15 protein-coding genes are annotated in these 25,604 nt (G+C 41.4%); 7 read left to right on the forward strand and 8 right to left on the reverse strand.

Annotated features, from left to right (window positions below; all coding sequences use genetic code 11):
* Position 1: 1 nt before the first annotated feature.
* The 5 genes from VM932_RS05320 to VM932_RS05340 all read right to left on the reverse strand — a co-directional run bounded on the left by VM932_RS05320 (position 2) and on the right by VM932_RS05340 (position 14,669).
* Positions 2–3,241, reverse strand: coding sequence for a VCBS repeat-containing protein (locus VM932_RS05320; RefSeq protein WP_326277527.1), 3,240 nt, complete (start codon positions 3,239–3,241; stop codon positions 2–4).
* On the reverse strand, positions 3,234–6,581 hold the full coding sequence (locus VM932_RS05325) for a VCBS repeat-containing protein (protein WP_326277528.1): 3,348 nt from the start codon (positions 6,579–6,581) through the stop codon (positions 3,234–3,236). Before VM932_RS05325 ends, VM932_RS05320 begins: the two co-directional genes overlap by 8 nt.
* Complete coding sequence (locus VM932_RS05330) at positions 6,578–9,883, reverse strand: VCBS repeat-containing protein (protein ID WP_326277529.1); 3,306 nt, start codon at positions 9,881–9,883, stop codon at positions 6,578–6,580. Before VM932_RS05330 ends, VM932_RS05325 begins: the two co-directional genes overlap by 4 nt.
* Positions 9,884–10,049: 166 nt before the next feature.
* Positions 10,050–11,570 (reverse strand): RagB/SusD family nutrient uptake outer membrane protein, encoded by a 1,521-nt coding sequence (locus VM932_RS05335; protein WP_326277531.1) that lies wholly within the window; start codon positions 11,568–11,570, stop codon positions 10,050–10,052.
* Between the two features lie 12 nt (positions 11,571–11,582).
* The gene (locus VM932_RS05340; RefSeq protein WP_326277533.1) at positions 11,583–14,669 is read right to left on the reverse strand and encodes a SusC/RagA family TonB-linked outer membrane protein; all 3,087 of its coding nucleotides are present in this window, start codon (positions 14,667–14,669) and stop codon (positions 11,583–11,585) included.
* 357 nt (positions 14,670–15,026) lie between these two features.
* Between VM932_RS05340 and VM932_RS05345 the strand changes: the two genes are divergently transcribed.
* From VM932_RS05345 to VM932_RS05360, 4 genes are read left to right on the forward strand one after another with little or no spacing between them, the layout of a single operon-like run.
* Positions 15,027–16,046 (forward strand): LacI family DNA-binding transcriptional regulator, encoded by a 1,020-nt coding sequence (locus VM932_RS05345; protein ID WP_326277534.1) that lies wholly within the window; start codon positions 15,027–15,029, stop codon positions 16,044–16,046.
* Between the two features lie 23 nt (positions 16,047–16,069).
* The gene (locus VM932_RS05350) at positions 16,070–17,941 is read left to right on the forward strand and encodes an alpha-amylase family glycosyl hydrolase (protein ID WP_428979719.1); all 1,872 of its coding nucleotides are present in this window, start codon (positions 16,070–16,072) and stop codon (positions 17,939–17,941) included.
* Positions 17,942–17,989: 48 nt separating this feature from the next.
* Entirely contained in the window at positions 17,990–18,742 is a 753-nt protein-coding gene (locus VM932_RS05355; protein ID WP_326277536.1) for a glycerophosphodiester phosphodiesterase, read from the forward strand.
* Positions 18,742–20,007, forward strand: coding sequence for a BaiN/RdsA family NAD(P)/FAD-dependent oxidoreductase (locus VM932_RS05360; protein WP_326277538.1), 1,266 nt, complete (start codon positions 18,742–18,744; stop codon positions 20,005–20,007). The genes VM932_RS05355 and VM932_RS05360 overlap by 1 nt, the downstream gene beginning before the upstream one ends.
* Before the next feature lie 5 nt (positions 20,008–20,012).
* Here the strand turns inward: VM932_RS05360 and VM932_RS05365 are convergent, their stop codons facing one another.
* Together VM932_RS05365 and glpK are read right to left on the reverse strand one after the other, a co-directional pair.
* Positions 20,013–20,741, reverse strand: coding sequence for an MIP/aquaporin family protein (locus VM932_RS05365; RefSeq protein WP_326277539.1), 729 nt, complete (start codon positions 20,739–20,741; stop codon positions 20,013–20,015).
* Between the two features lie 35 nt (positions 20,742–20,776).
* Positions 20,777–22,273, reverse strand: coding sequence for a glycerol kinase GlpK (glpK, locus tag VM932_RS05370; protein ID WP_326277541.1), 1,497 nt, complete (start codon positions 22,271–22,273; stop codon positions 20,777–20,779).
* Positions 22,274–22,333: 60 nt separating this feature from the next.
* On the opposite strand from glpK, the gene VM932_RS05375 reads away from it, so the two are divergent.
* Complete coding sequence (locus VM932_RS05375) at positions 22,334–22,879, forward strand: DUF1697 domain-containing protein (protein WP_326277542.1); 546 nt, start codon at positions 22,334–22,336, stop codon at positions 22,877–22,879.
* On the opposite strand, the gene VM932_RS05380 is transcribed toward VM932_RS05375, so the two are convergent.
* The gene (locus tag VM932_RS05380; protein ID WP_326277544.1) at positions 22,869–23,345 is read right to left on the reverse strand and encodes a TspO/MBR family protein; all 477 of its coding nucleotides are present in this window, start codon (positions 23,343–23,345) and stop codon (positions 22,869–22,871) included. The two genes, VM932_RS05375 and VM932_RS05380, sit on opposite strands and share 11 nt — an antisense overlap.
* A 94-nt stretch (positions 23,346–23,439) precedes the next feature.
* Between VM932_RS05380 and mvaD the strand changes: the two genes are divergently transcribed.
* A complete protein-coding gene (gene mvaD / locus VM932_RS05385; RefSeq protein ID WP_326277546.1) occupies positions 23,440–24,525 on the forward strand; it encodes a diphosphomevalonate decarboxylase in 1,086 nt (361 codons plus the stop codon).
* A 140-nt stretch (positions 24,526–24,665) separates the two neighbouring features.
* Positions 24,666–25,604 carry a mevalonate kinase family protein gene (locus VM932_RS05390; RefSeq protein ID WP_326277547.1) on the forward strand — a complete coding sequence of 313 codons (939 nt, stop codon included), beginning with the start codon at positions 24,666–24,668 and terminating at the stop codon, positions 25,602–25,604.

A 25,604-nucleotide genomic window follows, 5' to 3' on the forward strand; every position in this document is an offset into this window, starting at 1 on the left:
ATTAATCATTGATTTTATAGACTTGTGCTTTATCGTTATTGAATACAGCTAACAAATATTTTTGTTTGTTAAGTGTTATTGTTTTTAAATGTCGAATTGATTTTTTGGTAAAATCCAATCCCAATAGGTTGCCCAAAACAATGTTGCTTTCACTTTGGATGAGTGCCCCTGGAAACGAATCCAATCTACCGTGATAGGGTTTTACTCCAAAGTAATTGCCGCCAACGAGCACCTCGGTATTGCCGTCACCATCAAAATCATCTATTAAAAATGACATGATTGGAGCTACTTGAAGCTCATTTTTAAAGGGGACAAAAACAAAGTTGCCGTCATCATTTCGCAAATATCCCGATTTTAATGTATTGACCTCCAATAAGGTTGATGAATTCAATACATCCCCTCCGAATATTTCTTCCATGGTGTCACCGGCAAAAGATTTGTATGTAGTGTATTTCTTTTTCAAATACACCATTTGTGATGCCAAGCCATCCAATGTCTCCAAAGGATAATAGTTGCCATTTTTCTCCATGGCCGTTACCGTTTCGGTTTGACCGTTATCATCAAAATCGTTGAAATATAATTGCATCGGATGTTCTTCTGAAGCCTTGAACTTGGAGTTGGTGCCCCAGTTGCCAAGCAGATAATCCATATCTCCGTCATCATCTATATCAAAAGCCTCGATGGCTTGCCATAGTCCAGAAATGTTAACCTGCTCTACTTGGGTAAAAGAACCGTTTTGTTGCTTTAAAAACTTGGGGGACATCCATTCTCCCACCAAAATAAGGTCGATGCTGCCATCCCCATCAAAATCGCTCCAAATGGCATCGGTTACCATTCCTTTGGAAAACCCATCAAGATTTGTGTTGACTTTAAATTTTCCATTCTCATTTACGAGTAGATAAGAATTAGCTGGCGCTCCAAACTTGGCGGTAATTGTGTGTCCGCCAATAAAAACATCCAAATCACCATCATTGTCAAAATCAAAAGGTTTTACAACGGATGAATTTTGATAGAATTCTGGCAGTTTTGTATGTTCAAAAACAGTATCCTTTTGAACATAATGGGCATCCAATAATGGTTCGGATTTTCCATAAAAATCACCGCCCCCCGAAGTTGTGATCAAATCATTTTTTCCATCACCGTTAAAGTCAGCAATGGTGGCCGAAACATTTTCTTGAATGGAATCCTTTTGGAGACTGTCGAACTTTTGCTTTATAAAGATTGAATCTTGTTTCACAAAAATTTGCGAAGGCTCGTATTTGGAACCTCCAAAGAAAATGTCGCCCATTCCATCCCCATTTAAGTCACCTATGGCCAATGCTGGACCTCTATCGGATATTTGGTAGGGTATCAGTTTTTCACGGTTAAAGTCGGTGTAGTTGTCCTCCGTATGCGTAAAATCCAAACCTAGGTTGCCGTCGACTGGACTGAATAACTGTTTTTTAGTTTCTCGAAGGGAATGGTAATCAAAAGGTCTAGTGTTTTTTGGTGCTACTGTAAGCGTTTGGTTTACGGCTACATTTTTTAATACCTGATTGGTCTTGTTGGGCCAAATGATTTTAATCGAATCTATTTCCGATACATTCTTATAACCAAAATGTATCATTGGTTCAGAAGATGCTTGAAAACCTCGGGTAGGGAACAATTCTTTGAATTGTAGGCTACCATTTTGATAGGAATAAACCTTGGTTCCAATCCCGAAAATATTTTTTTCGGTGTAATTGAACTTTAGTTTCAGGTAATTGCCTCTGTCGTTTGTTTTATTGATATAAAAGGTGGCAGGCTGATTGATATTGTTCGTTACCAAATCCAAATCCCCATCATTATCCAAATCGCCTATGGCCGTTGCTCCAGAAACAAGTGTGTCTTTGGTAATCCATTTATTGGACATGTCCTCAAAATGAAGGTCTTTACCTCCTTTAAAGACATAATTATGGACATTGCCCGAGGGCATTAAATCCAAAGCCTGTTGATCCACAAGTTTGGTGTTGTCCATTTTTTGCTGGATTTGGTCGTTGGAAACAAATTTGATGAAATCCAAATCGTTGGGCCTTTTCGGAATCCCATTGGAAATAAACACATCTTGTTGGCCATCAAGGTCGTAGTCGCCAAAAAGGGCACTCCAACTCCAATCAGTTGCCGCAATACCACTCATTAAGGCCGTTTCCATAAAGTTTCCATCGGGCTGGTTTACGAACAACATATTACGTGTAAACTGATAATGATACCCAAAACGATCGATCCGCATTTTTTGGGTCTGGATATTATCATCTCCTTCAGAAGATTTTAGGGCAACTTCATCTTCAGGAAGCATATCCAAGGACAGCAAATCAGGTCGCCCATCATTGTTGATGTCGGCCACATCGTTGCCCATGGAAAAGCGGGAGGTGTGCCCAAAATATTTTTTCAAGCTTTCGGTAAAGGTGCCATCACCATTGTTGAGGTAATAATAATCGTCTTCATGAAAATCGTTGCCCACATAAATATCCGGGTACCCATCTTGATTGAAATCAGCAATGGCCAAACCAAGACCATAACCGTTGATACCACCGTAAATGCCTGCCTCTTCACTAACATCCTTAAACTTGCCATTATCGTTGCGAAGCAATTTGTCCCCTGTTTCATAACGGCGCTCGTACCTCAGGTCAAAACGGCCAAAGGAATTTTGGGTATGTACGGCATGGTTGAGCAAGTACAGGTCAAGGTCGCCATCCAGATCATAATCAAAAAAAGCGGCATTGGAACTGTACGAATCAAAGTCAAGCCCATATTTTGCAGCACTTTCGGTAAACGTATTGTCCCCGTTATTAATGTAAAGTTCGTTGAAACCGTTAAACCCGTTGATGCCGACCACCGCACAAACGTAAATGTCCAAGAGGCCATCACCATTTATATCGGCCATGGTAACGCCCGTGTTCCAATCGCTGTTTCCTTCGATTCCGGCTGCACTTGAAATATCTTCAAATTTTAGATTGCCTTTGTTGAGGTACAATTTGTTCTTGACTTGATTTCCTGTGAAGAAAATATCGGGTAAACCATCGTTGTTGATGTCGCCTACGGACACCCCCCCTCCGTTGTAAAAATAGAGATAATCCAAAATGCTCAAGTCTTTGGAAGAGGTAAGCGTATTGGTAAAATCCACCCCCGTTTTTTGAGGCTCAGGATTTTCAAACAGACTTCCTCCCTTTTTGCATGAAACAACAAGGATTATTACAACTAATATGATCAGAAATCTATTCATTTAAGGCGAAAATCTTTGGTTTGTTGTTGTTGATGGCCGCAATTACGTAAGTTTTACCATTTTTATCCTTGAACTGCTTTAAATATTTCACTTCGTCCCTGACCTTGAACCCACTGGTCTCATAATCTTGCCAGGTAAACCCTAGCTTGCCATCGCCCAAAAGGAGGTTTCCGTGGCTGGCATCCAATCGGGAAAACTGGGGTTTGAACTCATAATTGTTGCCCGCCATAATCAAATCCAAATTACCGTCCTTGTTCACATCGGTACAAGTGATGTCACAGACGCAGGAAAATTGCACTCTTGGCGGTAAATTTTTGATGGTAAACTTGCCGCCCCCCTCGTTAATTGCTATTACAGAAGCTGAGGTTTCTGCTTTTTTTACAATGGATTTATCCATTACCTCTTTTGGGAAAAGTTGCTGGATGGTCCTGTGGGCATAGTCCGATGCCTTAAGGTTTTGCTTTTTAAGTGATGGCAATTGTTCTGTAAGCTCCCTTTTTTGATGAATGGGATAATCACCACCATTTTCTTGTATGGTCATGATTTGCTCAATGGTACCGTTGTTGTCGTAATCGTTGATGTACAATTTCATCGGGGCATATTCCGTTGGTTTGTAGTGGAGATTCAGCCCTTGGTTGCCCAGAATCAAATCTTGGTCGCCATCACCATCCAAATCAGCGGTTTCCACGGTGTTCCACCATCCATGAAGACTATCCAAGGAACTGGACATTTTAGATAACCTTCTGCCTGTGTTCTTATAAATTTTTGGGGTATCCCATTCCGCAGTTACAATCAAGTCCTTTTTACCGTCTCCGTCCATATCTTCCCACTTTGAGTCGGTTACCATTCCAGCGTCTTTGAGGTCATAGCCCAACCTTTCGGTCACATTGTTAAAGGTACCGTATCCTGTATTTTCCAACAATAGATGGTCAGGAGATATGCCATAAACGCCGACTACACTTCGAGAACCTATAAAAAGATCCATATCGCCATCATTGTCGTAATCTTGGGGAGCTATTGTGGATATGTTTTTGAATGTTGAAGGTAGTTCGTTTTCTGATCTTGAAAAGTTTCCGTTCCCATCATTCAAGTACAAGCGTGCCCTATAATTTCTTTCCAGACCAACGTTGTTTCCGCCAGAGCCTACAACCAAATCGAGGTCTCCATCACCATCGGCATCAAAAAATGCTGCGGCAACATCTTCAAATGCTTTGTCTTCATCAAAAACTGTTGTTTTTTTTGGGGTTACTTTGCCATTCCCTGTATGTAGGTAAAGGGTTCCGGATTGCCCTTTTGCCCCTCCAATGAAGAGATCCTCGTTTCCATCGCCATTTATATCGCCAACGGTCAACGATGGGCCTTCTTGTGAAAGCTTATGGGAAATCAGTCCTTCGTAGTCAAAATCGTTGTAATTATCTTCTTTGTGCTCGGCAACTAGATTGTTGTCCAGTTCTGACAAAAAAGATTTTTTTATTGCCTTTTTGGGAATTGTATAAGTTTCTGTGGCATTGGCATGGTCTAATGTCAATACTTGATTGACCTCTACATTTTCCAGTTTTTGGGTTTGTTCATCGGGCCAAACAATGCGAATGGAATCCAGTTTTTCAGATTTGCCCAAACCAAATGTCATATCGTACTGAACGGATGATTGAAAACCTCTTGAAGGAATCAGTTCTTGGTTTACAATGTTGCCATCAAAATAGAGTTTGGCCAATGTGCCCACGGCAAATGGGTTGTTTTCCGGACCTTTGAACTTTAATTGGATGTAATTGTTGTCCAATTGTGATTCTGTGTTGTTTTTATAGATAAAGGCCGGTGTGTTTACATTATTGATCACCAAATCCAAATCTCCGTCGTTGTCCAAATCGGCATAAGCGGCACCATTGGAGCGGGAGGGCAGCTCAAAGCCCCATTCCTTATTGGCATTTTTAAAGGTAATATCGCCGTTGTTCTTGTAAGCATAGTTTGGTTGGGGTTTTATCGGCATTTTGTTGATGATGGAATCTATGGATTGCTTTTTGCCGGTCAGGGCCATTTTTTGAACAATCTCGTTGGCAAAAAAGTCTACAAAGTCCAAATCGGTAAGGTCGTGGTTGATACCGTTGGTGATAAATATGTCCTTGAGGCCATCATTGTCCATATCGAACATGAGTCCGGCCCAGCTCCAGTCGGTAGCATCTACGCCACTGTAATAGGCCACTTCGGAGAATGTACCGTTTCCGTTATTGAGTTGTAAGGTGTTTTGGATGTATTGTTGACCAAAATCTTTACTTTGTTTTAAATCAAAAACATTGTACCCTTCAAACTCCATCACGGATTTTACCCTGGATTCTTCTTCGGGCAACATATCGGTGATGAAAATATCGTTATGCCCATCGTTATTAATGTCCGCAATATCGATTCCCATGGCGGAAAGGCTCAGATGGGAGGTCCGATCTTTGATTTCTTCGGAAAATGTACCGTCTTTTTGATTGATGTAGAGATAATCTCTCTCATAAAAATCGTTGGAAACATAAATATCTGGATAGAGGTCGCCGTTAAAGTCCGTGACCAGTACACCAAGTCCAAAACCAATCAAACTGCCGTAGATTCCTGCTTTTTCACTTACATCCACAAATTTACCGTTGTCGTTGCGCAAAAGCATATCGCCAACACCCTTGAAAATGTCGGGGACGCCTTCCCAATCCTGTGCCCTCACTTCGCGCTGCTCCGCATACCCAAGGCTGCTTACGGGAATATTGCTGTTGTTTAGAATGTATGCATCGAGGTCACCGTCTTTGTCGTAATCAAAAAAGGAAGTGTGTGTTGAAAATCCCGTTTTGGCCAAATTGTACTCTTCGGCTTTTTCGGTAAAGGTTAGGTCGCCGTTGTTGATGTATAGGTCGTTATCGTGGTTGTTGCCTTCCATGTTTCCGGCATTGGAGACATAGATGTCCAACAGGCCATCGTGGTTGATATCTACCATGACCACCCCTGTGGACCAAGGTTTGTTCCCCAGAACACCTGCACTTTTGGAGATGTCCTCGAACTTCATGTTTCCTTTGTTCAAATAAAGTCTGTTGGGCTCCATGTTCCCGGTCAGGTAAATATCCTGGAGACCATCATTGTTGATATCGCCAATGGCCACACCGCCACCATTGTAAAAGTTACGGTATTTAAAAATGTTGAAATTTTTCTTGTTCTCTACATTGTTGATAAAATCCACACCTGTTTGCTCTGGTTTCAACAGAGTAAAAAGGGTTTTTGTTGTTTCCTCTTCTTTTGATTGGGCAGTTTCTTGGTTGTTACATGCTGCCAGAGCTATCAAAATAAGGTTTACGGCTATATATTTCAGTTTCATTTATCGTTCTGTTTTTTGACCAAAAAAGTGGGGGCATCATTGTTCATTGTAATAATGAAGGCTTCTTTCCCATTGATAACTATTTTTTCAATTTTTCTGGCTGCACCGGAAATTCCCAGGTTTTGCTTCCAACTCACATTTCCCTGATCGTCATTTTCTAGTAAAAATCCGTGTGAAGCATCCAATCTACCAAGTTGGGTGCTTATCTCAAAATTATTGCCGACCATTAATATTTCATTAATCTTTTCTTTATTGTTTTTTGCCAAGTAAATATCGTTCACGGTTGAAGATTGCACTAAATGCGGCAATTGCTTTTCTGTAAAATTATTACTGCCATCATTTTTAAAATAGGAAGTATTGAGCGTATATACTTTTCTTTTGATGGCTTCTTCCAATTTATCTTTTCCAAAAAGCTCTTCCAAAGAGGCTTTTGCAAAATCTTTATAGAAGAGGAATTTTTTGTTTAAAAAGGGCATTTGTTTGGCCAGCTCATCTTTGGAGGCGAAAGCGGTTTCGCGATCCCCGTGAAAATGGGTGACTACAGTCTCAATGGAGCCGTTATTGTCAAAATCGTTAATGTAGAGCGTTAGGGGTTTTTCCAGGGATGCACTGAATTTTGTGTTGAGCCCCCAATTGCCGGCAAGGATATCCAAATCTCCATCATTGTCCAAATCGGCCAATTCAATGGTGTTCCACCAGCCGTTGGTGTTGCTAAGTCCGTTGTTTTTTTGTGAAGAAAGTTGTTTTCCGTTGTTCAGGAAGATTGTCACCGGTGTCCAATGCCCGGCTACAATAAGGTCTAGGAATCCGTTGCCATCAATATCTTTCCAAACAAAGTCTTTTATGTTTCCAACATCTTGAAGTTCCGGTGCAAAGGAGTTGGTCACTTCTTTAAAGCTTCCTGTACCATCATTCTCTAAAAGATATTGAATGGCTTTTGCCCCAAATTGTGTCGGTACTGCGTTGGAAGCAATACATAAATCCAAATCCCCATCATTGTCAAAATCAACAGCATCTATTTTTGATGCGTTGACTTCAATCTGTGTTAAGGTATTCTCTTTTAAAAGCCGACCACCATTGTTGCGATACAGCCTGGGTTGTAGCGGTTTTCCAGTGGTAAATTCGTTTCCGCCACTGACCACTACCAAATCAAGGTCGCCGTCCTTATCAATATCCGCAAATACATGGCTGGTATCTTCATTGATGGCATCTTCTTCAAAAATGTCATTTTGATGTTCTTTGAAATTGCCTTCAGCATCTTGTAAATAAAGTTTTGAAGCCTGTTTTTTGCCCCCACTGATAAAGATATCATCCAATCCATCGTTGTTGATATCCCCAACGGAAATTGATGGGCCCTCGTTGGAATAGGCAAAGGGAATGAGAGGATTACGGTCAAAATCGAGTGTTGTATATTCTTTATGGACAAAGTTCAAATTACCTGATGAGGTATAAAAGTTGGGTGTTGACTCTCTGTCTTTTTCTGCAAAATAGTTTCCAGATGCATCTGAATAAGACAGTTGTAACACTTGGTTGGCCTTTACGTTTTTAATGGTTTGATACTTTCCTTGAGGCCAAATAACTTGAATGGAATCAATTATGGAATCTTTGCCAACACCAAAGTTTAGACTATTGTCCTTGGCGGACATAAATCCACGGGTAGGGATGTTTTCTTGAACCAATTTTCCGGTTTTACCGAATACAATTGCTTTTGCACCAAGGCCGAATTTATTTTTAGGGCTCCCATCAAATTGGATTTTAAGATAATTGTTGCCCTTTAGGGTATTTTCCATGATAAAGGCATCTTGGTTCACATTGTTTACCACCAAATCCAAATCGCCATCATTGTCCAAATCGGCATATACACAGCCGTTGCTGTAAGAATCTATTTGTGGCCCCCAAGTAGTTGTAACATTTTTGAACTGCGTTCCTCCTTTATTTTTGTAGAAATAGTTCTGTACTTTTTTCTTGGGTAAACGGTCAATAAGTTCCATATCCTTGTCGGACAAGCCTTGTTCTATGTTTTTTTGAATTTCCTCATTGGATATATAGTTGATGTAATCCATATCGTTGGTGACGCCTTGAATTCCGTTGGAAATAAAAAGGTCTTTGAAACCGTCGTTGTCATAATCGGCAAAAAGTGCTCCCCAAGACCATTCCGTAGCATCAATGCCACTTAGGTTGGCAATTTCCCCAAAGTTTTCGCCATCCAAATTTAAATGCAGTGCGTTTGACATGTATTGAGGTGCAAAACCATTATTTAGATATTGTTGATACACAGGGTAGGGGTGTTCCAGCCCAGATGTTTTATAGGCTTCCAAATCTTCTGGAAGCATGTCCAATGATAAAATATCGGAAAGGCCATCGTTGTTAATGTCCGCTATATCGTTACCCATGGAAAAGTGGGTGGTGTGACCGAGCTTTGTATCATCTTCAGAAATGGTTTCTTTAAATGTGCCATCTTTTTGGTTGATGTAGAGGTAATCGTTTTCAAAAAAGTCGTTGCCTATGTAAATATCTGGGTATCCATCGTTGTTGACATCGCTTATGGCAAGTCCCAATCCATAGCCAATGGTGCCTTGGAATATTCCGGCTTCTTTGGAGGCATCAATGTATTGGCCATTTTCATTTTTAAACAGTATATCGCCAGACATGGAATCCACTACTTTTCGTTTGGAGCCTTTCCCATAAGAGCGGTTTGGATTTACTGAATGGTTCATTAAGTACATATCCAGATCTCCGTCCAGGTCATAATCAAAAAAGGCTGCTTGGGTGGAATATCCTATAAAGTCCAATCCATATTTAGCCGCTTCCTCCTTAAATGTTGGGATAGCTTGTTCGTTATTTCCTTGATTGATGAAGAGTAGATTTTGACCTCGGATGGATTCATGATCTCCGACTTTGCATACGTATATGTCGAGAAGACCATCGTTGTTGACATCGGCCTGGGTGACTCCGGTGGTCCAACCTGTTTTGTTGATTATTTGCGATGGAGCGGTAACATCCACGAATTTGAAATCACCTTGGTTTAAGTATAATCTGTCCGATTCTTGGTTAGAGGTAAAGTAGAGGTCCACAAGGCCATCTCCATTGAAGTCCCCTGCTGCAACACCTGCTCCGTTATAAAAATAAAGGTAGTTTAGGATATTGAGATCTGGGGTTTGTTTGAGTTGATTTTTGAATTTTATCCCGGTATCCTTGGAGTTTTTTAGAACAAATAGTTTGTTCTGCTTGTTTGTATTGCAACTTATCAAGGTTAACAGTAATAAAAAAATAATACGGAACTGTCCTCTCATTTCTTTCATCGATAGCTGGGATAATATAACTATTTACTCAGTATGTTATCAGGTGCAAATGATTAATATTAACCTAAGAAAAGACTAATATTTGATTAATATATGTTGAGTTAAAAAGAAAAGACCACCGATCGGTGGTCTTTTCATATATAAAAACAGCTTAAACTTTGAATTATTAGTAGCCTGGGTTCTGAACCAAATTAGGGTTAGAAATAATTGCCGTAGCAGGAATAGGGAACAAGTTTTTAGTGTCATCCCCAGAAACCTCTTTGTAAGACCATGGAGCGGTAAACTGTCCAAAACGGATCAAGTCATTTCTTCTCCATTGCTCACCATATAATTCCCTTCCTCTCTCATCAATAAGGTCTTGCTCGGTAACACTTCCTAATGGAGAGGCTCCTCTTAGCGCTCTAAGTTCGTTAACCATTGCTGTGGGGTCTCCTCCACTTCTCAACATAGCCTCGGCTTTCATTAGGTATGCATCGGCATATCTAAATACAATCTTGTGGTTGGCAAAAGCACCATTGGCCGGGTTGTATTTAATTACTCGAATACCAGTTCTTTCGTTGTTGCCCAACAAACCAGGTAATTCTTTGGTAAATGCCAAGGGAGCCCCAGTTCTATCCTTGTATGGATTGCCGTTGGCATCGTACTGTTGTCCAATTAGGAAACCGTTACCAATACCAAAGTTGGTTCCATCAGTTGGGACAAAACCTCTTCTTTCTTCCTGACCTGATCCTGGGGTGTTCACATTTGGATCACCTTCGAACAAATCGTAAAATTCTGCAATCGTAGTAAATCCGTTCCATCCACCAGCTTGGTCTGGAACAATTTGGTTATAGTGCAAACCGTTCCAAATAACATTACCAACACTTGAAGTGGTAAAGAATATGGTTTCAGTATCCACATCATCGGTAAACAACTCAAAATAGCCTTCTTGCAAGGCAAAACCTTCAGCTGCGATATCATCTACCAAGTTAATTACTTGTTGCATATCGGAGCTTTCTGGGGTTCCGGTACCTGTAAAAATATGCTTGTTCAGGTAGAACTTGGCCAATAGCAGCATTCCAGCAGCTTTTGAAGCTCTGACCAAATCTTCACTTGGCCCTACAGATGGTAGGTCCGGAATGGCTTCGGTCAAATCTTTTACAGCAAAGTCGAAAGCTTCTGCCCGGGTCATAACCGTTGGGTTAACATCTGGGCCTTCATCCGGTGTTCTAAACGGCACCTGACCAAAAAGGTCTATCAGCCAAAACATGCTGTAAGCTCTTAAAAACTTGGCTTCTGCAGCTTGTTGAGGTGTTGGGTTACTTCTACTGTCAATAATGGTGGTAGCGTTATACACATTGCTGTTTTGATCGTTCCAAGTATTTTTTACCCTTTGGTGTGTTGGACTCCAGGTATGGGAATGCAAAGTTCTCCAAACCCCGTTATCTCCCCAATCTGTACCACGGGTAGGGACTACAAACTCATCTGTACTTACTTCCGCAAGAGCATATAAATTTTCTTGGCTTTCGGTTTGTCCCCTCACTGCATTGTAAAGTGCAGTAAGGCTGGCACCAGCTTGGACTCCAGTAAATTCTCCACTCAAGTCGGTGAAGATGGAATCTGTCTGTTCAATTTCCAGATCTGTACAACCAAACATCGCCAATGCGATTGTCCAGATATAAATTTTATTTAGTTTGATAGCTTTCATAGAATAATTTTTTTAAAAAGTTGCACTAATACCTAATGTAACTGTTCTAGATCTTGGGAAAGCGGTATAATCGATTCCCAAAGATGGTATGTTGTTCAAAGATTTTGGTACGTTAACCTCTGGATCAAGACCTGAATAATCTGTAATGATAAACAAGTTTTGGCCAATCAAGGATAAACGCAAACTTTGTAAGGTTCCATCTCCGCTTAGTGGCACGTTGTAGCTTAACGAGGCATTTTGCAATCTTAAGAAGTCACCTTTTTCCAAAAACCTTGTTGAGACATCTGCAGCATTGGCGTTGGACTCACCGTTGGTAAGTACATCTTGCGTTACATTTTTACCTACACCGATAATACCGGCTGTAAAGTAAGCGTTTTGTGTGTTGTTGTACACATAGAAGCCGTACTGTCCGGCAAGGAATGCGTTGAAGTCCCAATTTTTATAGGAAGCACTTGTGCTGATACCCAAGTTAACTTTTGGCAACGCGCTTTTCCCAACAAACTCCTGTACATCCCCATTTGGATATATAGAGATTCCGTTTTCATCAAATCCACCAAACTCTCTTAAGTAATAAGAGAATAATGGTTGTCCACCGGCCAACAATTGAGCGAAAGCTCCGGTAAGTCCGTTACCGTTGATTTCACCTGTTTGAATTTGTCCGTCGAAATCCTCTACCATGTTATCGTTGTAGGCTACGTTGAACCCAAGGTTCCAATTGGCATCCTCCATTTGGATGATATCGTAGTTCATGGAAAGTTCAACACCTTGGTTTATTACTTTGGCATCTAAATTACCAAAGTAAAATGGTTGAGGTGAAGGCTGTGCCGCCTCTTGCTGAAGTAGCAAATCGTTTGTGGTTTTATGGTAAAAATCCAGTGTACCGGAAAACCTATTGTTGTTTATACCAAAATCAAGACCGATGTTGGCTTGTGCCGTCTCTTCCCATTTCAAATCATCATTTGTAAAGGATTGTATCGCAAGTCCCGGTGCATTGATATTCTGATTTTGATCGATGCCAATACCTGCAAATCGTTGCCTTACGGTAAAGTTACCATATCCCAAACCTTCTTGGTTACCTGTGATACCATAACCTAGACGAAGCTTAAGAGTAGAGAAAGTATCTCCAATAAAATCCTCTTCATTCAATTTCCACGCAAATGCACCTGAAGGGAAGTAACCATATTGATTATTTGGTCCAAATCTAGAAGAACCATCAACTCTCAATGTACCAGTAACAATATATTTGTTGGCAATGGAATATTCGGCTCTTCCAAAGAAAGACTGTAGCTCGTCGGTAGAATCAAAATAGTCTCCAGCAACGGCGCTAATAGGAACACCTGTGGGACTGGCCACATCAAAAGTTCCGGGTTCGTCAACAAACAAACGATTTACAAACGTTCCAGTGTTGTTGTAACCGAATTGTTGGTATCTGCCATCAAGTTGGCTTTCTATGGTCGAAGTGGCAGTCCCTAAATCGGAAATCATCGAGTTCAAATCAGATGATCCGAATCCCAATGCTGTTATATTTTTACCTGCTCTTTGGTAGCTCTGGAAAGAGTAACCAAGTAAGGCGGTCAACTTAGAATTGTCGAACTCCTTATTGTAACTAAGGGTAATATCTAAAAGTTTACCGGTTACCTCCACAGTACTTAGAGCACCTTGCCCTTGTCCAGGAGCGTTGCCAATACCGGTTGATAAAGCGGATTGAACCTGGTACTTTTCTGAACTTGAATCATCGTAGCCAACAGCAACTTTGGCCTTCAACTCATCGGTAAGACTGTATTCTGCGGAAACGTTCCCCAAAAATCTATCGGTGTGGGTCACATCATCGTAATAGTTCAGTAGTTGGAGTGGGTTGATTTCACTACCCCCGGTAGAAAAGCTTGTTCTTGCCGGCCAAGTAGGATTGGCAAAATAAGCAGCACCGAGCAAATCCCCTGTAGATCCTGAGTTGTTACTAATCGCTCCGCCATCATCGTTGATTCTTGAAGCGGTAAGGTTGGCATCAATCTTCAATTTGTTGTCAAAGAATCTTTGAGATGCATTGATCCTACCTGTTAACCTTTCTTGTGCATAGCCTTCTACTACACCAAACTGTTTTCCGTACCCAAAAGAAGCACGAATGTTTCCGCTCCCGTAATTTTTGGCATAGGAAAGGTTTTGGTTTTGTGAAGCCACGCTTCTAAGGATGAGGTTCTGCCAATCGGTGTTAGACCCAAAATCCAAAGCATTGGGATCCCCTCCATATTCTGGCAGTGCAGTCAAGAACTCGTTTCTGTCTAGAAGGTCAAAAGTTTTTGCGGGAGTTGAGTAGCTTAGGTTTGATGTAAACTCAAACCTTCCCTGTCCTGTTTTACCGCTTTTGGTGGTAATGATCACAACACCGTTCGCACCACGGGAACCATATATGGCCGTAGCCGATGCATCTTTTAGGATACTGATACTCTCAATGTCATTAGGGTTAAGGAAACTCAAAGGGTTTTTGGAGGAACTTGTTCCAGTACCTACATCAGCTCCACCGGCGGAAGTATCCTGCCCGGTAAGAGGCATGCCGTCCACAACAAAAAGGGGGTTGTTATTGGAACGAACAGAACTTGTACCTCGAATCCTAACATTGATACCTGCACCTGGCTCACCACTACTTTGGGTAATTTGTACACCGGCTGTTTTACCTTGGATCAACTGTTCCGGAGATGAAATAACCCCTTGGTTAAAATCTTCCGAGTTAACAACGGCAACTGCCCCTGTAGCATCATCTACGGTGGTTTGCCCGTAACCGATAATCACCACTTCATCCAAAGCTTGTGCGTCTTCTTCCAAGGTTACATTAATAGAGGATTGTCCATTAACTGCAATTTCTTGGGTCTTGTAACCAATGTAACTAAAAACCAATGTTGCAGCATCTTCAACGTTGTTAAGGGTATAGTTGCCATCAAAATCGGTCTGCGTACCATTGGTAGTGCCTTTTACCAATACGCTTGCCCCTGGCAACGGCCCATTCGCATCCGAAACAGTACCTGATACTGTCTGAGCTTTCGCCATCCCAAAGCATAAAAATGCCCCAAGCAACAAAAAGCTTCTTAGTAGCGTAATTTTCATAAATAATTAATTTAAGTTTAGTTAATTTTAATTCAAGTGTTAAACATATATAAAAAAAAGGTTAATCTAAATTTAACTATATTGCAAAACACGGCGAAAACGGTTTCGTGTTGATAACTTTAAGAAGTGTATTTTTTACAAAACTTAAACAGCTTACTTGCTTAAATCTTAAAAAGTGTGTTTATAATTACGGATTCCGCAATATTGCTACTAATATAACATTTTTATTCTTTGATTGGGGCAACTAATTCAAGAAGTGGTTTTTTAAGTGGTTGTTTTGTTTTTGTTAAAAAGTGTAATTTGGTCAGTTACTTGTTTTTATTTGAGTGTATCCCAAAAGCATAAATTATCTATCCCTTGAAATCAAAGATTACCTTAAAAGATATAGCCAGAGAACTCGAAGTATCCATATCAACGGTTTCCAAAGCACTTAAGAACAGTGAGGAAATAGGAAGGGATACCAAAGAAAAAATACAGGCCTTTGCAAAACTGTACAACTATAAGCCCAACAACATTGCAATAAGTTTAAAAAATAAGCGCACCAAAAATATTGGGGTTGTAATCCCTGATATTGTACATCATTTTTTTACAACGGTCATTCGGGGTATCGAGAAATATGCAAATGCCAGGGGATATAACGTTATTGTATGTCTTTCCGAAGAATCTTTCGATAAGGAGGTCATCAACATGGAAATGCTCGCCAATGGCAGTATTGATGGCTTTATAATGTCACTCTCTTCCGAAACACAAGAAAAAGGCGATTACAATCATTTAAAAGAAGTTACCGAGCAGGGCATCCCCGTAGTACTTTTTGATAGGATTACCCAAGAGGTGGAATGTGATAAAGTAGTTATTGATGATGAGCTGGGTGCTTACCAAGCAACTAAAAAATTTATCGACCAAGGTAAAAAACGAATAGCCCTTATCACTACGGATGATTATTTGAGCGTTAGTAAAGCCCGCACCAAAGGGTATCTCAAAGCACTGAAGGAGAGTCCCCTTGGAATCGACGAATCCATGATATTGAAAATGCCCTCAATGGAAATGGACGAAGGGGCCATAAAAACCTTTTTGGACAATAAGGAACCGGATGCCGTTTTGTGCGTAAATGAAATCTTTGCAGTTTGTGGTATGCGATTTGTGCAGAAAAAGGGACTAAAGATACCAGAAGATATATCTTTTATAGGATTTACCGATGGGGTGCTGTCCAAATATGCCAACCCAAGCCTTACTGTTGTGGCACAACATGGGGAAAAAATGGGCGAAGAGGCCGCAAAAATGTTGATAGATAAAGTAGAGAGCGAAGCGGAGGAGGAAACCTATCAAACCAAAATCTTGGAACCCACCTTGGTGATCAGGGATTCCATTGCACATTGATTTAAGAATCCCTTCTTTGTGATATGAAAACAAACGGGATACTGACTTTTTTTATTGTATTCACCGCGTTATCTTCATGTAAGCAACAAACCAAACTAAAGTCGACCCTTCCACCAATGAAGAAGAAACAAGTAGTCTATCAGGTATTTACACGTCTTTTCGGAAACACCAATGCTACCAACAAGCCTTGGGGTACCATCGAAGAAAATGGGGTGGGCAAGTTCGCCGATTTCTCGGACAAGGCTCTCCGCGAGATTAAAAATCTTGGCGTTACGCACATTTGGTACACAGGAGTGCCCCACCATGCCGTAATCAACGACTATACCGCCTACGGAATTTCGAATGACGACCCCGATATTGTCAAAGGAAGGGCGGGCTCTCCCTATGCCGTTAAGGATTACTACAATGTAAATCCCGACCTCGCCACAGACCCATCAAAACGATTGGAAGAATTCAAGGATTTGATTCAACGAACGCACCAAGCTGACCTAAAAGTAATCATCGACATTGTTCCCAATCACGTTGCCAGAAATTACAAAGGAATTACCAACCCCGAAGGAGTGGAGGATTTTGGAGCCTCCGATGATACATCCAAAGAATATGATGTAAACAACAATTTTTACTACATCCCCAATGAAGCATTTGGAGTGCCTCAATGGCAAGATGGATATTTGCCTTTGGGAGGAGATGAAAATAGGTTAGTGGACTCCAAGTTTGAAGAAGTTCCTGCAAAATGGACGGGCAACGGCTCCCGACTGGCACAACCTCATTTTAACGACTGGTACGAAACCGTAAAGATCAACTACGGAGTTCGTCCAGATGGAACCAAAGACTATGAAGAATTGCCCGAAGCATACCATCAAAAAAATTATAAAGCACATTACGAATTTTGGAAAGACAAGACCCTGCCGGATTCTTGGTACAAGTTTAAGAACATAGCCCAGTATTGGTTGGATTTTGGTGTGGATGGTTTCCGTTTTGATATGGCCGAAATGGTTCCGGTGGAGTTTTGGAGTTACCTCAATTCCAACATCAAAATGAAAAATCCAGATGCATTTTTATTGGCCGAAGTTTATAACACAAGTTTGTACCGCGATTATATTCACCAAGGTAAAATGGATTACCTCTACGATAAGGTAGAATTTTACGATAGCATCAAACATATAATGAAGGGCTACGGATGGACAGACCACATTCCTGTAGTGCAAAAAGGAATGGCCGATATAGAGCACCATATGCTACACTTTCTGGAAAACCACGATGAGCAGCGCATAGCCAGTCCCGATTTTGTGGGAAATGCCCAATTGGGAAAGCCGGCAATGGTAGTTTCCACTACCATAAGTACCTCGCCCACCATGATCTATTTTGGGCAAGAAGTTGGTGAGCCCGCAGAAGCAGATGCAGGCTTTGGCAGCCCAACACGAACTTCAATTTTCGATTATATCGGGGTGCCACACCATCAACGATGGGTCAACAACAAAAAATTCGATGGCGGTCAATTATCGGAAGAGGAGAAAAGTTTAAGGGATTTCTATAAACGACTTTTGAATTTCACTATAAATAGTGAAGCTTTGATGGGTGGGTATCAAGAGATTCATTTTTACAATAAGGACAACACGGAAGGATACGATCACAGAGTGCTTTCCTATGTGAGATGGTCCGCCGGGGAGAAGCTAATTATCCTATCCAATTTTGATGGACACAAACACTATTCCTTCGACTTTAAAGTTCCCGAAGATGTTATTGACAAATGGCAATTATCGGATGGGGAGTATCCATTGACGGAGGAGTTGTACGGAAAGGTTAAAAAGAAGATGTACGTTAACAATGGACAAGGCCAGATACACTTGGAATTAGAACCGCTTCAATCCTATATCTTTAAGGTGGTAAATTGATGTTTTTCGTTTGCAAATCGTATTTTTAACCATCAAAACCAACCCAAAATGAAGAAAAACTTACTTGTAGCTCTTACAGCTGCCCTGCTTTTAACCAGTTGCGAAATGACAAAATCAAAACCATTGGTGATAGGCCACCGAGGAGCCATGGGCCACGAGACCGAAAATACTTTGGCATCGGTTCAAAAAGCGATGGATCTTGGCGTTGATATGATAGAAATTGACGTGTTTAAAATTGATAGCGGAGAAATCGTTGTTTTTCATGATGAAACGGTGGATAGACTGGCCAATTCCGGCGGAAATATTGAAGAATACAATATTGTTCAACTAAGGCAACTCACTTTGGATGGTGGACACAAAATCCCAATGCTCCAGGATGTGTTAAAGCTTATGAACAACCAGGTTGCTCTAAATATCGAGCTTAAAGGTCCCGGAACAGCCGATAGGGTCAATCATATTGTCAACTATTACATCGAAAAGGAAGGGTGGAGCCCCGAAAACTTTGTAATTTCAAGTTTCAAATGGGATGAGCTCAAAGCCATGAGAGCGAAAAACAAGGATATAAAAATTGCGGTTTTGACTTCCGAAGATCCACTCGAAGCAATTGAAGTGGCCAAAGAACTAAAAGCAGTTGCAATAAACCCAAACTATAAAACGCTTACCCAAGAAAACACGGCAAAAATCCAAGCTGAGGGATTAAAAGTCTATACATGGACGGTAAACGAACCCGAGGATATTCAAAAAATGACCGAGTTCGGGGTCGATGGCATCATTACCAATTATCCGGAACGTGTGAATTAATGTTCGACGTTATAATAGTAGGAGGTGGTGCAGCTGGATTTTATGCAGCTATTCAAATAGCGGAATTGTCGCCTCAACTTAATATTGCCATTTTTGAAAGGGGCAAAACCGTACTTTCCAAAGTAAAGGTTTCGGGTGGCGGACGTTGTAATGTAACCCATGGTGAATTTTCACCTAAAGAGTTGACAACGAACTATCCAAGAGGGGAAAAGGAACTTTTGGGCCCTTTCCACAAATATGCCCCAATGGACGTCATGGCTTTTTTTGAGGAAAGAGGCGTACCGCTTAAAATTGAAGATGATGGTCGCGTGTTCCCAAAAAGCGATTCTTCTCAAAGTATAATAGACTGTCTGGTCGGCGAGGCAGACCGATTGGGTGTACAGGTTTTGAAAAACAGCGCCGTAAGGGCAATAAGCAAAACCGGGGAAGGCTGGCAAGTAACTACCATGAACAAATATTATCAAACCAAAAAACTAATGCTTGCCACGGGCAGTAACCCCAAAATTTGGAAACAACTGGAAAATTTGGGGCATCATATTGTTTCGCCCGTGCCCTCTCTCTTCACATTTAATATCAACGATCAAAGGCTTAAGGGCATCCAAGGAATAAGCACCTATGCCACTGTTGAGGTAATGTCCAAGAAAACCTTTAATACGGACAAGAAAACGTTGAACCTAAAAAGTAAGATTAAGGAAGATGCCCTGCTTTATGCCGATGGCCAACTTTTGATAACCCATTGGGGTTTGAGCGGCCCCGCCATTTTGAAGCTCTCAGCCTGGGGCGCCAACCTTCTGCACGATTACAATTATTCTTTTAGAATAAAGGTAAACTGGTTGTCCGATTATAGCACAGATTCCATGGAGGCCTACCTTAAGGAATTGAAAGGCGTTGAAGCTAAAAAAACCGTGATGCGTACCAATGTAACTGAACTTCCAAAACGGTTGTGGAAACGTTTGGTGGATGCAGCGAACATAGCGCCCGAGGAACGCTGGGCAGACATCACTAAAGAACAATTGCAAGCATTGGCGGAGCAATTAACAGCTTCGTCATTTAAAGTAGGAGGCAAAAGCACCTTTAAAGAAGAGTTTGTTACCGCTGGTGGGGTGGATTTAAAGGAAATCAATTTTAAGACATTTGAAAGCAAATTACATCCCAACCTGTATTTTGCAGGCGAAATCATTAATGTGGATGCCATCACGGGCGGATTTAATTTTCAAAATGCATGGACAGGGGCGTTCATTGCCGCCCAAGCCATTGTTTCCTAAAGGAACTATTGTAAGGCAATAGCAATCCAAGCCGCTATGGCAGCTCCCAAAATAGGTCCAATTACAGGAACCCAAGCATAGTTCCATCCATTATGCCCCTTATTTTTTAAAGGCAATAGTGCATGAACAATACGAGGCCCCAAATCCCTGGCAGGATTTATGGCATAGCCTGTGGTACCGCCCAAGGATAAACCTATGCCCCAAACAATTAAAGCCACGGGTAAGGCTCCCAATGAACCCAGGCCAATAATTACATTGTCCGTGGATAGCACCGCATCGGTAAAATAAAGCACGGAGAAAACCAATACAAAAGTGCCCAAAACCTCCGAAAAAAGGTTTGTAAATGTATTGGGTATGGCGGGAGCTGTACAAAAGACACCTCGTTTGGTGCCCCCATCCTCGGTGGCATCAAAATGATCTTTGTTTACCAGCCATACGCAAAACGCTGCGAACATCGCACCTATAAACTGGGCCAAAACATAGCTTGGGACTTCGCTCCAAGGAAATTCACCAGCCACAGCCAACCCAATACTTACTGCGGGATTGATATGCGCACCGCTGTGCGGCCCAGCGACCACAACGCCGGTATAAACTGCAAAAGCCCATCCAGTTGAGATTACAATCCAGCCAGAACCATTACCGTAGGTTTTTTGCAGGGATACGTTGGCATTTACGCCACATCCGAGTACCATCAACAAAAAAGTACCTACAATTTCAGAAACAAATGGAGTCATATAAGGGAATGTTAGTGTTTGTGTTATTTGAAAAATTAAAGGTTCTCCGTCCAAAATTTCAGTGCCTTAATGGCCTTGTACCACCGTTTTATGCCTTCTTCAATGGTGTTGCGTTCTTTGGTTGGGTTAAAATGCACATCGGTCTGCCAAATATCTTGGATTTCCTCTGGACTTTCCCAATAACCTACGGCCAAACCAGCTAAATATGCGGCACCCATCACTGTGGTTTCCACAATCTTGGGCCTTACGGTAACGGTGTTCAATACATCGGCCTGAAACTGCATCAGCATATCATTTACGGTTGCTCCGCCATCAACCCGCAATTCTTTTATGGAAATTCCCGAATCGGCTTCCATGGCTTTTAGAATATCCATGGTTTGATAAGCAATGGATTCCAGAGCGGCACGCGCAATATGTGCATCGGTACTTCCACGAGTGAGTCCAAAAATGGTTCCTTGGGCCTTTTGGTTCCAATGTGGGGCGCCCAGACCGGCAAAAGCGGGAACAAAAACCACTCCGTCCGAACTATCCACCGAACTGGCCAGTTTTTCCACTTCCGAAGATGTTTTTATAATATGTAAGCTATCACGAAGCCATTGCACCACCGCACCAGCAATAAAAATGCTTCCTTCGAGTGCGTAATGAGTTTTTCCGTTGATTTTCCAAGCTACCGTGGTAAGGAGGTTATTTTCGGAAACTATCGGTTTTTCGCCAATGTTCATCAACATAAAACACCCTGTGCCGTAAGTGTTTTTTACCATGCCCTTTTTGGTACACATTTGACCGAACAAAGCAGCCTGCTGGTCACCGGCAATTCCTGCAATCGGGATTGGGGTGGCGAATAAATTGGGAGTGGTGTGTCCATAGACTTCACTGGACTGTTTCACTTCGGGAAGCATGCTCTTGGGAATGGTCAACAGTTCCAAAAGCTCATCATCCCAATCCATGGTGTTGATATTGAACAGCATGGAGCGGCAGGCGTTGGTCACATCGGTAACATGAAGCCCTCCATCCGTCATTTTCCAAATAAGCCATGAATCAATGGTTCCGAGCACCAAATCACCGGCCTCTGCTTTTTCTCTGGCACCTTCCACATTATCCAGAATCCATTTCACCTTGGTGCCCGAAAAATAAGCATCAATCACCAATCCGGTTTTTTTACGGATCATATCGGATTTTCCTTCTTTCTTTAGTAGGTCGCAATAATCCGCTGTACGCTTGTCTTGCCAAACAATGGCATTGTAAATGGGCTCGCTAGTGTTTTTGTCCCAAACCACAACGGTTTCCCGCTGATTGGTAATGCCAATGGCGGCCATTTGGGATGCTTTGAGTCCTTTTTTGCTTACAGCTTCTGCGGCCATTCCCGCTTGGGTGGACCAAATTTCATCGGGATCGTGCTCTACCCAGCCTGGTTTAGGGAATATTTGTGTGAATTCTTTCTGTGCTATGGAAATAATGGTTCCCTTTTTGTCGAAGACCACGGCACGGGAACTAGTGGTGCCTTGGTCCAAAGCAAGGATATATTGATTCATTTTGTTAATTTATGTGCGTTTCAATTTACTAAAATAAATTTGAGTTCTGAATCGATTATTATGGGCAATACATTTATAGGGCTACTTAGGGGAATCAATGTTAGCGGCCAAAAGAAGATTAAAATGAGGGAGTTGTCTAGTATTTTGGAAGCTACTGGGCTAAAAAACCTAAAAACATACATCCAAAGTGGGAACATTGTTTTTGAAAGTGACGAAGCTGACCGAGAAAAACTTCAGGAGGTCGTAACCCATGCAATCCATCAGCGTTTTGGGTTTGATGTACCAACCTTGGTGATTAAAAAAGAAGATGTGAAAGCCATTTTGGAGGCCAATCCTTTTGCAAAGGAAAGTGAAGAAAATAAACTGTACTACGTTTTGCTCAAAACTCCTTCAAAAGAGGAATTGGTCAATCAGTTCAATCAACTTCATTTTGAACATGAGGGATACCAAATTACGAACCAATGTGTGTATTTACTATGTAAAAATGGGTACGGTAGGGCAAAACTCAATAACAACCTTATTGAAAATAAGTTAAAAGTAGAGGCTACTACCCGTAACCATAAAACCATGTTGAAGCTTTTGGAAATGGCTTCGGTTAAGGGTTAAGCTCCCAAATTTTATAGTTCAGAGCAGCGGCAAAGGCCACCCACAGCACATAGGGAATCATTAAAAGTGCGGCAGGTTTGCTAATGACCTTGAACCATTTTATGGTGAGTATGATCACTGTGAGCAAAGCCAAAATAACCACCATGCCCGCAAGCGGATTTTTTAATCCGAAGAAAACAATGCTCCACAGCGCATTGAGCAACAACTGAAAAACAAAGTGGTACAGGGCGGTCTTTACCCAAATATGGTGGTAGCCTTTGGACCAAACAATACCTGCGGCAATTCCCATCATAATGTATAGGGCAGTCCAAACAGGAGCAAAAAGCCAGTTTGGAGGTGTAAAGGATGGCTTGTTGAGGCTAAGATACCAGTCGTTTACCGAACTTTGGGTGGCTATGCTGGAAAGGAATCCTATGGCAAGGCAAATCAAAACACAGATGGTTATGTAAACAATTCTTTTTTTCATGGTCGGTGCAACTCCAACGAAAATAAGAATTTATTTCAATCCGATGCCCAGTACGCTTCCCCCTGCTTATATTTGTCCAAAATACCCATTCCAAATGACGGAAAAAGATTTTTTGCCAGGGGTCTATCAAAAATCACCTGATAACGGCAAAGTAACTTGGAAAGCGCCCAGCAATATTGCTTTGGTAAAATATTGGGGAAAAAAACCCGTTCAGATTCCTGCCAATCCATCCATCAGCTTCACGTTGGACACCTGTGCCACAACAACTTCCGTTTTATTTGAGAAGAAGGATAACAATGAAACGCTTTCTTTTGATTTACTGTTCGAAGGAAAGCCCAAGGACCATTTTAAACCAAAGATTCAGGCTTTTTTGGAGCGTGTTGAGACGTATCTACCTTTTTTGAAGGAATACCATTTTACGATTGAAACCTCAAATTCTTTTCCACATAGCAGTGGGATTGCATCATCGGCCAGTGGAATGGCGGCCCTTTCCCTTTGTTTGATGGATATTGAAAAAGAACTGAATCCGTCTTTGGATGAGGATTTGTTCAATTCAAAAGCATCGTATTTGGCACGATTGGGTTCGGGAAGTGCCTGTCGCAGTGTAAAAGGCAGTTTGGTGCAATGGGGAAGGCACTCAAACATACCTAAAAGCTCCGATTTGTATGGCATTGAATATCCGTTTGAGGTCGACCCGGTTTTTAAGAGCTATTGCGATACAATTTTGCTGGTGCACAAAGGACAAAAACAAGTCAGCAGTACCGTTGGGCACCAATTAATGCATGGACACCCATATGCCGAAGACCGATTTGAACAGGCATTTTCCAATTTAGACAAGCTAAAGCCTATTTTGGCCAATGGTGATTTGGAAGAATTCATTAAAATGGTGGAAAGTGAGGCGTTGACCTTGCACGCCATGATGATGACGAGTATGCCCTATTTTATGCTGATGAAACCCGATACGCTGAAAATAATCAACAAAATTTGGCAGTATCGCGAAGCAACCAAAACACCGGTTTGCTTTACGCTGGATGCTGGGGCCAATGTGCATTTGTTGTATCCATCTTCCAACAAGGAGAAAGTACAGATTTTTATCAAAGATGAATTGGTGGGACATTGTGAGAATGGTCAATACATTCACGATCAAGTAGGGTCGGGAGCCATCAAAATAAACGACTAAAAATGAACAGCTAAGCTGTTTTTTTACGTTATTTGCCATGATTTTTGACCGTGGAAGCAGTTTTTTATAGATAAAACCAACTTGTTTACCGAATTTTATCAAACATTGAACAAAATTTGTTTGTATCTTAGTAGTATAATATGAAAGGTCCATTATTTTATTCGAAGATTTTATTGTTCGGGGAGTACGGCATTATTAAAGACTCCAAAGGACTGTCAATACCCTATAATTTTTTCAAAGGGGCATTGAAAAGTGACAAGAACGATTCCGAAATGGCCCTAAGATCCAATAAAAGCCTAATGGCTTTTGCCGAATATTTAAAAAATCTTGAGACTGAAGAGCCTGGCTTGGTTTCTTTTGATATCGAAGCTTTGGAAAAAGATGTGGCCGATGGAATGTACTTTGACAGCTCTATTCCGCAAGGCTATGGAATTGGTAGTAGTGGTGCTTTGGTCGCTGCTATTTATGACCGCTATGCCACAAACAAAATTACGGTTTTGGAGAACTTGACCCGTGAAAAATTACTTCAGCTGAAGAAGATTTTCGGGAAAATGGAATCTTTCTTCCACGGTAAATCTTCCGGATTGGACCCATTGAACAGTTATTTGAGTCTTCCCATATTGATTAATTCCAAGGACAATATCGAATCCACCAGTATTCCTTCACAAAATACCGAAGGAAAAGGAGCAGTATTTTTATTGGATAGCGGAATGACTGGGGAAACGGCACCTATGGTGCAATTGTTCATGGAAAACATGAAGCAGGAAGGTTTCCGTAACATGATAAAAAATCAATTTGTAAAACACACCGATGCCTGTGTGGAAGATTTTTTAAACGGCAACGTAAAATCATTGTTCGGAAATCTAAAACAATTGTCGCACGTGGTTTTTGACCATTTTAAACCGATGATTCCATCCAAATTTCACCAACTTTGGAAAAAGGGGATCGAAACCAACGATTACTACCTTAAACTTTGTGGATCGGGTGGCGGCGGTTATATTTTAGGCTTTACCCAAGACTTGGAAAAAGCCAAAAAAGCACTCAAAGGCCATGATTTGGAAGTAGTGTACAACTTCTAA

Source organism: Flagellimonas halotolerans (assembly GCF_035818535.1).
Taxonomy (GTDB): domain Bacteria; phylum Bacteroidota; class Bacteroidia; order Flavobacteriales; family Flavobacteriaceae; genus Flagellimonas; species Flagellimonas halotolerans.